Source organism: Pseudomonas sp. LS.1a (assembly GCF_022533585.1).
Classification (GTDB): domain Bacteria; phylum Pseudomonadota; class Gammaproteobacteria; order Pseudomonadales; family Pseudomonadaceae; genus Aquipseudomonas.
This window is the reverse complement of sequence record NZ_CP092827.1, coordinates 4637556-4651069: the sequence shown is the minus strand read 5'-3', so window position 1 is coordinate 4651069 and position 13514 is coordinate 4637556. Positions and strand designations below refer to the sequence as shown.

10 protein-coding genes are annotated in these 13514 nt (G+C 63.7%); 3 read left to right on the top strand and 7 right to left on the bottom strand.

Annotation, left to right across the window (positions count from 1 at the left end; genetic code table 11):
* The first annotated feature begins 3 nt into the window (after nt 1–3).
* Together pcaD and pcaC are read left to right on the top strand one after the other, a co-directional pair.
* Entirely contained in the window at nt 4–795 is a 792-nt protein-coding gene (gene pcaD, locus MKK04_RS21450) for a 3-oxoadipate enol-lactonase (RefSeq protein WP_207836742.1), read from the top strand.
* Between the two features lie 10 nt (nt 796–805).
* Nucleotides 806–1201 carry a 4-carboxymuconolactone decarboxylase gene (pcaC, locus tag MKK04_RS21445; RefSeq protein ID WP_003259581.1) on the top strand — a complete coding sequence of 132 codons (396 nt, stop codon included), beginning with the start codon at nt 806–808 and terminating at the stop codon, nt 1199–1201.
* A gap of 112 nt (nt 1202–1313) precedes the next feature.
* On the opposite strand, the gene MKK04_RS21440 is transcribed toward pcaC, so the two are convergent.
* The 6 genes from MKK04_RS21440 to ttgA all read right to left on the bottom strand — a co-directional run bounded on the left by MKK04_RS21440 (nt 1314) and on the right by ttgA (nt 10541).
* Entirely contained in the window at nt 1314–1838 is a 525-nt protein-coding gene (locus tag MKK04_RS21440; protein WP_241105969.1) for an Mpo1 family 2-hydroxy fatty acid dioxygenase, read from the bottom strand.
* Nucleotides 1839–2031: 193 nt separating this feature from the next.
* The gene (locus tag MKK04_RS21435; protein WP_207836738.1) at nt 2032–2955 is read right to left on the bottom strand and encodes a LysR family transcriptional regulator; all 924 of its coding nucleotides are present in this window, start codon (nt 2953–2955) and stop codon (nt 2032–2034) included.
* Between the two features lie 201 nt (nt 2956–3156).
* The gene (locus MKK04_RS21430) at nt 3157–4413 is read right to left on the bottom strand and encodes an OprD family porin (RefSeq protein ID WP_241105968.1); all 1257 of its coding nucleotides are present in this window, start codon (nt 4411–4413) and stop codon (nt 3157–3159) included.
* 363 nt (nt 4414–4776) lie between these two features.
* Complete coding sequence (locus tag MKK04_RS21425; protein ID WP_063913230.1) at nt 4777–6234, bottom strand: AdeC/AdeK/OprM family multidrug efflux complex outer membrane factor; 1458 nt, start codon at nt 6232–6234, stop codon at nt 4777–4779.
* Nucleotides 6231–9383: a multidrug efflux RND transporter permease subunit TtgB gene (gene ttgB / locus MKK04_RS21420; protein ID WP_207836723.1), complete on the bottom strand. Its 3153-nt coding sequence runs from the start codon at nt 9381–9383 to the stop codon at nt 6231–6233. The genes MKK04_RS21425 and ttgB overlap by 4 nt, the downstream gene beginning before the upstream one ends.
* Nucleotides 9384–9386: 3 nt before the next feature.
* Entirely contained in the window at nt 9387–10541 is a 1155-nt protein-coding gene (ttgA, locus tag MKK04_RS21415) for a toluene efflux RND transporter periplasmic adaptor subunit TtgA (protein WP_063913228.1), read from the bottom strand.
* 258 nt (nt 10542–10799) lie between these two features.
* On the opposite strand from ttgA, the gene ttgR reads away from it, so the two are divergent.
* Complete coding sequence (ttgR, locus tag MKK04_RS21410) at nt 10800–11432, top strand: efflux transport transcriptional regulator TtgR (protein ID WP_207836720.1); 633 nt, start codon at nt 10800–10802, stop codon at nt 11430–11432.
* 252 nt (nt 11433–11684) lie between these two features.
* On the opposite strand, the gene MKK04_RS21405 is transcribed toward ttgR, so the two are convergent.
* Nucleotides 11685–13136 (bottom strand): MDR family MFS transporter, encoded by a 1452-nt coding sequence (locus MKK04_RS21405; protein WP_241105967.1) that lies wholly within the window; start codon nt 13134–13136, stop codon nt 11685–11687.
* Nucleotides 13137–13514 lie beyond the last annotated feature (378 nt).

Sequence of the window (13514 nt, the reverse complement as noted above, 5' to 3'; positions counted from 1 at the left end):
GCTGTGGCGCACTTGCAACTGGCCGATGGCGTTTTGAACTACCAGATCGATGGCCCGGAAAACGCCCCGGTGCTGGTCCTGTCCAACTCGCTGGGCACTGACCTGGGCATGTGGGACACGCAGATTCCACTGTGGAGCCAGCACTTTCGCGTGCTGCGCTACGACACCCGTGGCCACGGTGGGTCGCTGGTCACTGAAGGCCCTTACCGCATCGAACAGCTGGGGCGTGACGTGCTGGCCCTGCTCGATGGCCTGGACATCGCCAAGGCGCATTTCGTCGGCCTGTCGATGGGTGGCCTGATCGGCCAGTGGCTGGGCATCAATGCAGGCCAGCGCCTGCACAGCCTGACCTTGTGCAACACCGCAGCCAAGATCGCCAACGACGAGGTGTGGAACACCCGTATCGACACCGTGCTCAAGGGTGGCCAGCAGGCCATGGTCGACCTGCGCGATGCCTCCATCGCCCGCTGGTTTACCCCGGGTTTCGCCCAGGCCCAGCCAGCGCAAGCCCAGCGTATCTGTCAGATGCTGGCGCAAACCAGCCCGCAAGGCTATGCCGGCAACTGCGCCGCGGTGCGGGATGCCGACTACCGCGAGCAGTTGGGCCGCATCCAGGTGCCTACGCTGATCGTTGCCGGTACCGAAGACGTGGTGACCACCCCGGAGCACGGCCGCTTCATGCAGGCCGGTATCGCGGGTGCCGAGTACGTCGACTTCCCGGCGGCGCACCTGTCCAATGTCGAGATCGGCGAGCGCTTCAGCCGCCGCGTGCTCGATTTCCTGCTGGCTCACTGAGGACACCGCCATGGATGAGAAACAACGTTACGACGCCGGCATGCAAGTACGCCGTGCTGTGCTTGGCGATGCCCACGTGGACCGCAGCCTGGAGAAGCTCAACGACTTCAACGGCGAGTTTCAGGAGATGATCACCCGCCACGCCTGGGGTGACATCTGGACCCGCCCGGGCCTACCGCGGCATACCCGTAGCCTGATTACCATCGCCATGCTGATCGGCATGAACCGCAACGACGAGCTGAAGCTGCACCTGCGCGCGGCGGCCAACAACGGCGTGACCCGCGACGAGATCAAGGAAGTGCTGATGCAGAGCGCGATCTATTGCGGCATTCCGGCGGCCAATGCCACCTTCCACATGGCGGAGTCGGTGTGGGATGAGCTGGGCGTGGAGTCGCGACAGCAGTAATGCCTGTACCGGCCCTATCGCCGGCAAGCCAGCTCCCACAGCGACCGTATCGACCGCAAGTCATGTGCAGTTCCTGTGGGAGCTGGCTTGCCGGCGATAGGGCCATGAATGTTTACAGGGTCGCATTCTTCTGCCGCATGGTCACGGGCCCGGCGTTGGCCTCGACGGCGCGTTTCAGGGCCGGGCACAGGCCGAGCATGAACGCAGCTTCTGCCACCACGAACAACGGCCCGATGATCAGCCCGCTGACATCATCGACAAACGCCGGCTTGCGGCCTTCGTAGTAATGGCCGACGAACTGGATGATCCAGCCCACCACGAACGCCCCCAGCCCGGCTCCGAGCCACAGCGCTGTCGTCTGCATTGCCAGTACCTGGCCGACCCACAGGCATAGCCCCAGCAACAACCCCATCACCAGCCCGAAGCGCAGGTCCAGACGCAGGTAGAACCAGACCGAGGCTGCTGCTGCCAGCAGGGCAGGGGACAGCCACATGCCGGCCACGTCCCAACCCGGGCGCGACAGCAGGATGGTGACCGCCAGTACGATCATCGGGATACCGACGAAGTGGGTGGCGATATTGCGTGGGTCGCGGTGATAGCTGGCGTATTGGCTCAGGTGGTCGACGAGGGTTTTCATGGTTGTGCCTCCCTGGTTGCCTGATCGAGGTGTATTGCCTGTTCTGGCCTCTTCGCGGGTGAACCCGCTCCCACAGGTACAGCGCAGCCCTCAGGAACTGTGGTGACCCTGTGGGAGCGGGTTCACCCGCGAAAGGGCCGCTACAGGCGACCGGTATAGCTCAGGATAGACCGCCCCTGCCACCATCATCAGCTCAGCGAATGGCAGCAGCCCGCACTGGCGTATCCAGCCCCACCAGCGTCTCGATCATCGCCCGCGCCGCCGGCGACAGTCGGTAACCGCTGCGGCTGACGACGCCACAGCGCACGCTCAGCACCTCCAGCGCCGGCGGCAGGTTGCGCCAGTGCAGGCGCACCAGGCGGCCGCTGGCCAGGTCTTCGGCAACGGCCTCCTCGCTGGCGCTGCCGATGGCGTCGCTGGCCAGCACCACACTGCGCAGCACTGCGAGGTGCTCGGTCTGCAGGTGCGGGGTGAAGTCACTGCGCCCGCTCAGGTTGGCCAGGCGCTTGCGCACACCAGGGGCGAGCAGGGCGCTGGCCAGCGGGTAGCTGAACAGGTCGTTGGTCGACAGGCTGTCCTTGGCCAGCAACGGGTGCCCCGGGCGGCAGAAGAACAGGCCGGGGCGCGGTGAAAGGGGCTCGGTGTGGAAGTTGGGGTCGGCTTCGAACGGGCGTATATCGTCGACGAAAAACTCGATCTGTTCCCGGCGCAGGGCCTGGCCGAGGCGTTCGGCGTTGTCCACCAGCAGCGAGGTGCGGATGCCAGGGTAGCGTTCGAGGAAGTGGCGCAGGGCATCGGGCACCAGGCGCACGGCCAGCGCCGGGCCGCTACCGAAATGCAGCTCGCCGGCGTCGAGCTTGGTCATCTGCAGCACTTCGTTGCTCAGTTGTGTGGCACCTTGTACCAGGCGCCGGGCATGTTGCAGCACCACCAGGCCTTCGGGGGTGGGCGGCAGGGCTTTGCTGGCGCGATCGACCAGTGGGCAGCCGAAGCTGTGCTCCAGGCTCTGGATGGCGCGGCTGAAGGCGGGTTGGGTGATACCCATGGCCTCGGCGGCGCGGACGAAGCTGCGGTATTCGGTGAGGGCGATGAAGTAACGCAGCTGACGGAGGTCCATTTCACGGCTCTGGGGCGGGGATCAGGGACCTATTCAAGCGGTTGCTGCATATGTCGTCAAAGAAGGTTTATTGATTTGTTTATAGCTTGAAGTTATTTGTGGTGGCATCTGGCCTCTTCGCGGGTAAACCCGCTCCCACAGGTTCACCACAGATTCTGAAACTGTGGTGAACCTGTGGGAGCGGGTTTACCCGCGAAGAATTCAAAGCAGATTCAGCGGGTAACTCACGATCAACCGGTTCTCGTCGAACGAGTTGGTGCTGAAGTCCCGGCGCATGGTGGAGTTGCGCCACTTCACCGACAGGTCCTTGAAGCTGCCCGACTGCACCACGTAGGCCAGCTCGGTTTCCCGCGCCCATTCCTTGCCATCGTCCACGCCGCCTGCGGTGACGTTGTCACCTTTGATGTAGCGGTTCATCAGGGTCAGGCCTGGCACGCCGACGGTGGCGAAGTTGAAGTCATGACGCACCTGCCAGGAGCGTTCCTTGGCATTGTCGAAGCTGGAGTTGTAGCTGTCGTTGGCCAGGGTGCCGCCGCTGGTGCCGTTGACCCGCATCCAGGCGTTGTCGCCGCTGACCTTCTGCAGGCCGACGTAGAAGGTGTGGCCCTGGTACCGCGCCGAGAGCATGGCCGAGGCGGTGCGGTTGTCCAGTTCGCCAGCGCGTTCGGCGCCGTCTTCCTTGCCAATGAAGTAGCCCAGGTTGGCGCCCAGGGTCCAGTCGCCCAAGGGTTGGCTGTGCACCAGGTTGAAGTACTGCTGGCGGTAGATGTCCTTGAGCTGGGCATCCCACAGGCCGATCATGGTGCGCTTGTCGTTGAAGGTGTACTCGCCGCCGCCAAAATTGAAACGGTCGGAGGTGAACGCGGCCTTACCGTTCAGCGACATGTCCTCCATGCTGGCGTCGTTGCGTGGGCTGTTGCCGCGGAACTGGCCGGCGTACAGGGTCAGACCGGCGATTTCCTTCGAGGTCAGCTGGCCGCCGCGGAAGGTCTGCGGCAGCGAGCGGCCATCGTCCGAGCGCAGGATCGGCAGTACCGGCATCCATTCACCCACTTTCAGCTCGGTTTCGGACAGCTTGGCCTTCAGTGCCACGCCCAGGCGGCCGAAGTCATCGGCGGGGCGGCCATCGTCGTGCACCGGCAACAGATGGGTGTTGGTGGTGCCTTTGCCGCCGTCGAGCTTGACCGAGTACAGGCCCAGTACGTCCACGCCAAAACCGACGGTGCCCTGGGTGAAGCCGGAGCGGGCGTCGAGGATGAAGCTCTGCGTCCATTCCTCGGCCTTGGCCTGCGGGTGGGCCGGGTCGACGAAGTTGCGGTTGATGTAGAAGTTGCGCAGGTTGAGGGTGGCCTTGGCGTCTTCCAGGAAGCCACCGTTTTCGGCGGCGAACACGGGGAGTGCGCAGGACATGGCCAACAGGCCGGGCAGCAGCTGGCGTGCGGGTTGCAAAGTGCTCATCTGTCGTGGATCTCTTGTTTTTATGGGCGAGCCGGTGCGCTGCAGGATGCGGCCTGCAGGTGCGGGTCTTTTTGGATGAACCGGGGCAACGTTGCGTGGGGAGGATGGTGCGGGGTAGGGCAGGGGTGAGGCAATTCGCCGCAAACGGAAACGGGCGATAATCGAACGGAATGTTCCGGTTGGTTAATTGTTTTCCTGTACTGGCCTCTTCGCGGGTAAACCCGCTCCCACAGGTACTGCACTGCCTTCAGAATTCGTGCAAAACCCTGTGGGAGCTGGTTTACCCGCGAAGAGGCCTGTACAGGCAACCGACAAACAAAAAGCCCACCGTTAAAGGTGGGCTCTTTGCTGTAACAGGGCTGATCAGCTCTTCGGTGCTTCCACCGCTGCCTGCTGGTTGTTGCCCTGCCCGGTCTGCTCGTACCAGCCACCGCCAAGCGCCTTGTACAGGTTGACCTCGCTGGTCAGCTGCGACAGGCGGTCGCCGATCAGCGCCTGCTGGGCGCTGAACAGGTTGCGTTGGGCGTCGAGGAAGGTCAGGTTGCTGTCGATACCGATGCGATAGCGGCGTTCGGCCAGGCGGTAGTAATCCTGGTTCGCCTGCACCAGGTCGCGTTGTGCCTGCAGCTGCTCTTCGAAGGTCTTGCGCGCCGCCAGGCCATCGGAGACTTCCTGGAAGGCGGTCTGGATGGTCTTTTCGTACTTGGCGACGTTGATGTCCTTCTGGATCTTCGAGTAGTCCAGGCTGGCCTTCAGGCTGCCGGCGTTGAAGATCGGCAGATTGATCTGCGGCTGGAACAGCCAGGTACCCTGGCCGCCCGAGAACAGGTGGCCCATGTCGGGGCTCAGGCTGCCGGCATTGGCGGTCAGGCTGATGCTCGGGAAGAACGCTGCGCGGGCCGCGCCAATGTTGGCATTGGCGGCCTTGAGCAGGTGCTCGGCTTCCTGGATGTCCGGACGACGCTGGAGGATGTCCGACGGCAGGCCGGCCGGTACTTCGGCCAGCTGGTCGGCATTGAGCTCCAGTGGCTTGGCCAGGTCGGCGGGAATGCCGGTGCCCAGCAGCACGGTCAGGCTGTTGACGTCCTGGGCGACCAGGCGCTGGTACTGCGAGTACTTGACCCGGGCGCCTTCCACGGCGGTACGCGCCTGGCTGACGTCGAGTGCCGAGGCTACGCCGACTTCGTTGCTGCGACGGGTGAGGTTGTAGCTTTCCTCGTAGGTCTTCAGCGTTTCTTCGGTCAGCTTGAACAGCGCCTGGTCGGCCTGCCAGGTGTAGTAGGCGTTAGCCACGCTGGCTACCAGGCTGATCTGCGTGGAGCGACGCGCCTGCTCGCTGGACAGGTAGGTTTCCAGGGCCTGCTCGGTCAGGCTGCGTACACGGCCGAACAGGTCCAGCTCATAGGCGCTGACGCCCAGAGTGGCCGAGTACTGGCTGGTGATACCTGCTTCGCCCGTCTGCGACATGTTTGCCGGTACGCGTTGGCGGCTGCCACTGCCGGTGGCCGAAACCGCCGGGAACAGGTCGGCACGCTGGATACGGTACTGCGCACGGTAGGCGTCGATGTTCAACGCGGCGACGCGCAGGTCGCGGTTGTTGACCAGCGCGGTCTGGATCAGCTGCTGCAGTGCCGGGTCATGGAAGAACTGGCGCCAGCCCTGTTCGGCGGCGGCAACCTCCGCCGATTGCGTCGGCGAGTACGCAGGGCCTTGCGGCCACTGCTCAGCCACCGGCGATTCCGGGGTCTGGTAGTCGGGGATCAGCGAGCAGCCGCCAAGAATGAAAGCGGTTACCGCCAGGGACAACAAAGACTTGGTCATTGCCCAGCCTCATAACGTGGAGTTTCAGGGGTGGCGTCTTTTTCCGGCTCTTTGCTGCCGAACAGCGACGACACTGCGACGAAGAACAGCGGTACCCAGAAGATAGCCAGCACGGTCGCACTGATCATGCCGCCGATCACGCCAGTGCCGATGGCGTGCTGGCTGCCGGCGCCGGCGCCACTGGCGATGGTCAACGGTACCACGCCGAGGATGAACGCCAGCGAGGTCATGATGATCGGGCGCAGACGCATGCGGCACGCCTCGATCGCCGCGTCGTACAGGCTGCGGCCCTGCTCGTGCAGTTCCTTGGCGAACTCGACGATCAGAATGGCGTTTTTCGCCGCCAGGCCGATGGTGGTCAACAGGCCGACCAGGAAGTACACGTCGTTGGACAACCCGCGCAGGCTGGTGGCGATCAGGGCACCGATGATACCCAGCGGTACTACCAGCACCACGGCGATCGGGATCGACCAGCTTTCGTACAGGGCTGCCAGGCACAGGAACACGAACAGTACCGAGAGGGCGAACAGCGCCGGCATCTGCGAGCCGGAGAGTTTTTCCTCGTAGGACATGCCGGTCCAGGAGAAGCCGATGCCGCTTGGCAGTTCGCCAGCAATGCGCTCGACTTCGGCCATGGCTTCACCGGTACTGTAGCCCGGGGCCGGTGCACCGAGGATTTCCATTGCCTCGACGCCGTTGTAACGCGACAGCTTCGGCGAGCCGTAGGTCCATTCGCCCTTGGCGAAGGAGGAGAACGGCACCATTTCGCCGGCGCCATTGCGCACGTACCACTTCTGCAGGTCTTCCGGACTCATCCGCGCGTTCGGTTCGCCCTGGATGTACACCTTCTTGACCCGGCCACGGTCGATGAAGTCGTTGACGTAGCTGGCACCCAGGGCAATCGACAGGGTGTTGTTGATGTCGGCGATGGTCACGCCCAGGGCGCTGGCACGTTCGTCATCGATGGTCAGCTGGTACTGCGGCTCATCGTTCAGACCGTTCGGGCGCACGGCGCTCAGGATCTTGCTCTGCGCGGCCTTGGCCAGGAACTGGTTGCGTGCCTCCATCAGCTTGGTATGGCCGACACCACCGCGGTCCTGCAGGAACACGTCGAAGCCGGTGGCGTTACCCAGTTCCAGCACCGCAGGCGGGGCAAAGGCGAACACCATTGCATCGCGGAAGGTGAAGAAGTGCTGCTGGGCGCGCTGGGCAAGGGCGAACACGCTGTTTTCCTTGGAGCGTTCATCCCACGGCTTGAGCATGATGAATGCCATACCCGAGCTCTGGCCGCGGCCGGCAAAGTTGAAGCCGTTGACGGTGAACACCGAAGCCACGGTGTCGGCCTCTTCGCTGAGCAGGTACTCACGCATCTGGTCGACCACCACCTGGGTGCGCTCGGCACTGGAGCCGGCCGGGGTCTGTACCTGGGCGAACAGTACGCCCTGGTCCTCTTCCGGCAGGAACGCGGTCGGGATGCGGGCGAACAGCCAGATCATGCCGACCACGATCAGCGCGTAGGCCAGCAGGAACGGAGCCTTGTTGCGCAGGATGGTGCCCACGCTGCGCTCGTAGCCGGTAACGCTGCGGTCGAAGTTGCGGTTGAACCAGCCAAAGAAGCCGCGCTTGGCCACATGGTGCTCGCCCTTCTTCAGCGGCTTGAGCATGGTGGCGCACAGGGCCGGGGTGAAGATCAGCGCCACCAGTACCGACAGGCCCATGGCCGAGACGATGGTGATGGAGAACTGCCGGTAGATCACACCTGTGGAGCCGCCGAAGAACGCCATGGGCAGCAGTACCGCCGACAGCACCAGGGCGATACCCACCAGGGCACCCTGGATCTGCTCCATCGAGCGCTTGGTCGCTTCCTTGGGCGGCAAGCCTTCCTCGGACATCACCCGCTCGACGTTCTCCACCACGACGATGGCGTCGTCCACCAGCAAGCCGATGGCCAGGACCATGGCGAACATGGTCAGGGTGTTGATGCTGAAGCCGGCAGCGGCAAGGATGCCGAAGGTACCCAGCAACACCACCGGTACGGTCATGGTGGTGATGATGGTGGCGCGGAAGTTCTGCAGGAACAGGTACATCACCAGGAACACCAGGACCACGGCTTCGATCAGGGTGTGGATCACGCCGCTGATCGATTCGGTGACCACCGGAGTGGTGTCATACGGGAATACCGCTTTCACCCCTGGCGGGAAGAACGGTTCCAGGTCGGCGATGGTCTGGCGCAGGGCCTTGGCGGTGTCCAGGGCGTTGGCGCCGGTGGCCAGTTTTACAGCCAGGCCGGAAGCCGGCTTGCCGTTGAACTGTGCGCTGACGGCGTAGTTTTCACCACCCAGGCCAACCTGGGCGACATCACCCAGACGCACCTGCGAACCGTCGCTGTTGACCTTGAGCAGGATCTTCTCGAACTGCTCGGCAGTCTGCAGGCGGGTCTTGCCGATGATGGTGGCGTTCAGCTGGGTACCCGGCATGGCCGGCAGGCCGCCGAGCTGGCCAGAGGACACCTGCACGTTCTGCGCGGCCACGGCGGTCTTGACGTCGACCGGGGTCAGCTGGAACTTGTTCAGCTTGGCCGGATCGAGCCAGATACGCATGGCGTACTGTGCACCGAACACCTGGAAGTCACCCACACCGGCAGTCCGCGAGATCGGGTCCTGCATGTTGGAGACGATGTAGTTGGCCAGGTCGTCCTTGGTCATGCTGCCGTCTTCGGACACCAGGCCGATCACCAGCAGGAAGTTCTTCACTGCCTTGGTGACGCGGATACCTTGTTGCTGCACTTCCTGCGGCAGCAGCGGGGTGGCCAGGTTCAGCTTGTTCTGCACCTGCACCTGCGCGGTGTCGGGGTTGGTGCCCTGCTCGAAGGTGGCGGTAATGGTCATGCTGCCGTCGGAGTTACTTTCCGACGACACATAACGCAGGTTGTCGATACCGTTGAGCTGCTGCTCGATTACCTGTACCACGGTGTCCTGCACGGTTTGCGCCGAGGCGCCCGGGTAGGTCACGGCGATGGCGATGGCCGGCGGCGCGATGCTCGGGTACTGGTTGATCGGCAGCTTCAGGATCGACAAGGCGCCGACCAGCATGATCACCAGGGCGATCACCCAGGCGAAGATCGGGCGATCGATAAAGAACTTCGACATGGTTTACTCCGCTTTGGCGTCTGCTTTCGCCGCATTGGCCTGAACAGGGCTGGCCGGCTTCTTGACGTTGGTGGCTTCGCTGACCTTGACCTCGACGCCCGGGCGCACGTACTGCAGCCCTTCGGTGATCAGGCGGTCGCCCGGGTTCAGGCCTTCCTCGATCAGCCAGTCGCTGCCCAGGGTACGGTTGGCCTTGAGCTGGCGCAGTTCGACCTTGTTCTCCTGGTTGACCACCAGCGCGGTCGGCGCGCCTTTCAGGTCGCGGGTCACGCCCTGTTGCGGGGCCAGGATGGCGTTGGCGTTGACCCCGGCCTTGAGCCGTGCATGCACGAACATGCCTGGCAGCAGGGTGTGATCGGGGTTGGGGAACAGGGCGCGCAGGGTGACCGAGCCCGTGGTCTCGTCGACCGCGACTTCGGAGAACTCCAGGCGGCCTTCCTGCTTGAACAGGCTGCCGTCTTCCAGCACCAGCTGCACCGAGGCGGCGTTGTCGCCGGCCTTCTGCAGCTGGCCGCTTTCCAGGTCACGGCGCAGCTTGAGCAGCTCGGCGGTGGACTGGGTGACGTCGACGTAGATCGGGTCGAGTTGCTGGATGGTGGCCATGGCGTTGGCCTGGCCATTGCTCACCAGTGCACCTTCGGTGAACGAAGAACGGCCGATACGGCCGCTGATCGGTGCCAGGACCTTGGTGTAGCGCAGGTCGATCTGCGCGCTCTTGAGCGAAGCCTCGGCCTGCAATCGTTTGGCATTGGCGTCGTCGTATTCCTGCTTGGAGACAGCCTGTTCGTCGATCAGCTGCTTGTAGCGCTCGGCCAGCGAGCGGGTGGCCTGCAGGTTGGCCTGGGCATTGGCCAGGTTGGCTTCGTACACGGCAGGGTCGATCTGGTACAGCTGCTGGCCTTCCTTGACCTCACTGCCTTCCTTGAACAGGCGCTTGAGGATGATGCCGTTGACCTGCGGGCGCACTTCGGCGACGCGGTAGGCACTGGTACGCCCCGGCAATTCCGAGGTCAGGGTGAAGGCTTGGGGCTGAATGGTCACGACGCCGACCTGAGGAGCCTGCGCCGCTGGCGCTGCTTCTTCTTTCTTACAGCCACTGAGCAGGGTGGCCAGGGCGACGGCGGAAACCAGAGCGGTAACGGCTGGCTTGAATTGCATGAGGATCCTCGGGTCGCTGGAGCTGGGAGACGCTCAAGAGTAGTGGAAGAGTCTTGATCTGGAAAAATTGCTATCCGGTGGATAAATAGCTTGCTAAGGAATATACTTACATTCATGGTTGTTTGTAAATACCGCTGGGTTGTACTCGGGTACTGCCACAGTCCTTGATTAGCTCATCCGCGAGGCACCCTGCAGAGGTGCCCCCGGAGTGTTCCCCGCACGCGCTGCGCGTTCGGGGCAGATGAGGTTTGTACTGCCATGGTCCGTCGAACCAAAGAAGAAGCCCAGGAAACCCGCGCCCAGATCATCGAGGCGGCGGAAAAGGCCTTCTACAAGCGCGGGGTTGCGCGAACCACCCTGGCCGACATCGCCGAACTGGCGGGTGTGACGCGGGGGGCTATCTACTGGCACTTCAACAACAAGGCCGAGTTGGTGCAGGCGCTGCTCGACAGCCTGCATGAAACCCATGACCACCTGGCGCGGGCGAGCGAAAGCGAGGACGAAGTGGACCCGCTTGGCTGCATGCGCAAGTTGTTGCTGCAAGTGTTCAACGAGTTGGTGCTCGATGCCCGAACCCGGCGTATCAATGAAATCCTGCATCACAAGTGCGAGTTCACCGATGACATGTGTGAAATTCGCCAGCAGCGCCAGGGGGCGGTGCTGGATTGCCACAAGGGCATCACCCTGGCGTTGGCCAATGCCGCGCGCCGGGGCCAGTTGCCAGGCGAGCTGGATGTCGAGCGCGCAGCGGTGGCCATGTTCGCCTATGTCGATGGCCTGATCGGGCGCTGGCTGTTGCTGCCTGACAGTGTCGATCTGTTGAAGGATGTCGAAAAATGGGTCGACACCGGGCTGGATATGCTGCGCTTGAGCCCGGCTCTGCGCAAATGACTCTTTGTGAAGGATTGTGAGGGAGTGTTACCCCTTTGTGTTAAGGGGCGATTAATGCTTTTCGGATTGCTCAGCCGTGCAGGTTCTGCCGACGCGCCGAGATCTCTGTGGGAGCGGGTTTACCCGCGAACACCGGCGAAGCCGGTGCCATTCACCGCGCAGCCTTCTTCGCGGGTGAACCCGCTCCCACAGGGATCGCACAAGATGCAGGTTTGCAGCAAGGCAGCAGCCCCCACAAGAGTACGGCCGCCTTCAGCGTCCGCGCAGTTGCCGGTCGGGCAATGCAAACGCTGCAAACAGTCCCAGCACAGCTACCCCGGCACTCCCCATCAACAATTGCCGGAAAGTCTCCAGCAACCGCCCCTGTGTCACCAGGTCCACTTCGCCGGCCTTCAGGCTCCCCAGCAACGGATTACCCAGCGACTCGAACCCGCCCTGGTGCAGCAGCGCCAGCAGCAGGCTGGACATGCACGCCACCCCCATGGCCCCGCCCAGCGAGCGGAACAGGTTGGTGGTGCTGGTGGCCACGCCGATGTCCTTGCTGTCCACCGCGCTTTGCGTACCTACCAGCGAGGTCGGGAACTGCAGCCCGCAGGCGATGCCGGTCAGCAACATGAACAGCGCACTGGGCAAGGCCGACTGTGGCGGGGTCAGTGCCATGGCGAAAATGGCCAGCGGCATCAGCAGCGCGCCGGCCAGGATCTGCGGCTTGTAGCGCCCGGTCAGGCTGGTCATGCGCCCGCCGGTGAAGGCACCCATGGGCAGCCCCATCACTAGCGGCAGAAGGTGCAGGGCCGCGCTGTCGGCACCGGCGCCGGTGATGCCCTGGTAGCGCAACGGCATGAGCATGGTCAGAGAGATCGACTGGAAGCTGGCGAAGAAGATCACGCCCCAGCACAGCACCGCCACTCGGTTGCCGAACAGGCCGAGCGGCAGCAGTGGCTCCGGGCAGCGGCGTTCATGGGCGATGAACAGCACCAGGCCCAGCGCGGCGCAGGCGAACAGGGCCAGCACGGGTGGGTCGGCCCAGGCGTGGCCCTGGCCAACCAGGGTAATGCCCAGCAACAGGCTACCCAGGCCAAGGATCAGCAGCATGGCGCCGAGGTAGTCCACCTGCGCCTTGCGGCGCTGTGCCGGCATGCCGCCGAGGGCGCGGCGGATCGCCCACAGTGCAACCAGCCCCAGCGGCAGGTTGATCCAGAACACCCCGCGCCAGGACAGGTATTCGGTCAGCCAGCCGCCCAGCACCGGCCCGGCGACGCTGGCCACCGCGTACATGCTGCTGAAGTAGCCCTGGTAGCGGCCGCGTTCTCGCGGGGGCACGAAGTCGCCGATGATCGCCTGGCTCACCGAGACCATGCCGCCTGCGCCAATGCCCTGCAGTACCCGGGCCAGCACCAGTTGCTGCATGTCCTGGGCCAGGGCGCAGGCGATCGAGGCCAGGGTGAACAGGCTGATGCCGGTGAGGATCATCCGGCGCCGCCCATACAGATCACCCAACTTGCCGTAGATCGGCACGGCCACGGTCATCGCCACCATGTAGCCGGAGATGACCCAGGCCAGCAGGCCGACATCGTTGAACTGCGCCGAGATCGCCGGCAGCGAGACGGCGACGATGGTCTGGTCCAGGGCGCCGAGGAAGATGGCCAGCATCAGGGCGGTGAGCACGTTGCGCAGAGTGGTGGGGGGCAGGGCGGCGGTCACGGGGATACCTTGTTTGTCTTTGGCAGCCTCTTCGCGGGTGAACCCGCTCCCACAGGTATGTCGCTGTTCCTGAGGGCAACGCCGTACCTGTGGGAGCGGGTTTACCCGCGAAAGGGCCCTTGGATTGTAACCTGAGTTAGGTAGCTTCCTATGTACTATCTGCATCCCCTATGCAAGATCGGCATTGGCGCATTCATCCAGTGCGGCATGGCTGCGTGATATCGTTGGTATGCCACAGAGGCTGAAAACCGCGGCCTGCACCAGCTTGGTGCAGCATTATGCCGCAGGGTTTTCGCGCCGCTGTCTCCCACACCTTTTATTCCTCTGCCTGCATGTCGAGCATGACCGCCCAGATGGCGACGGTTGGAACAGCCCAGG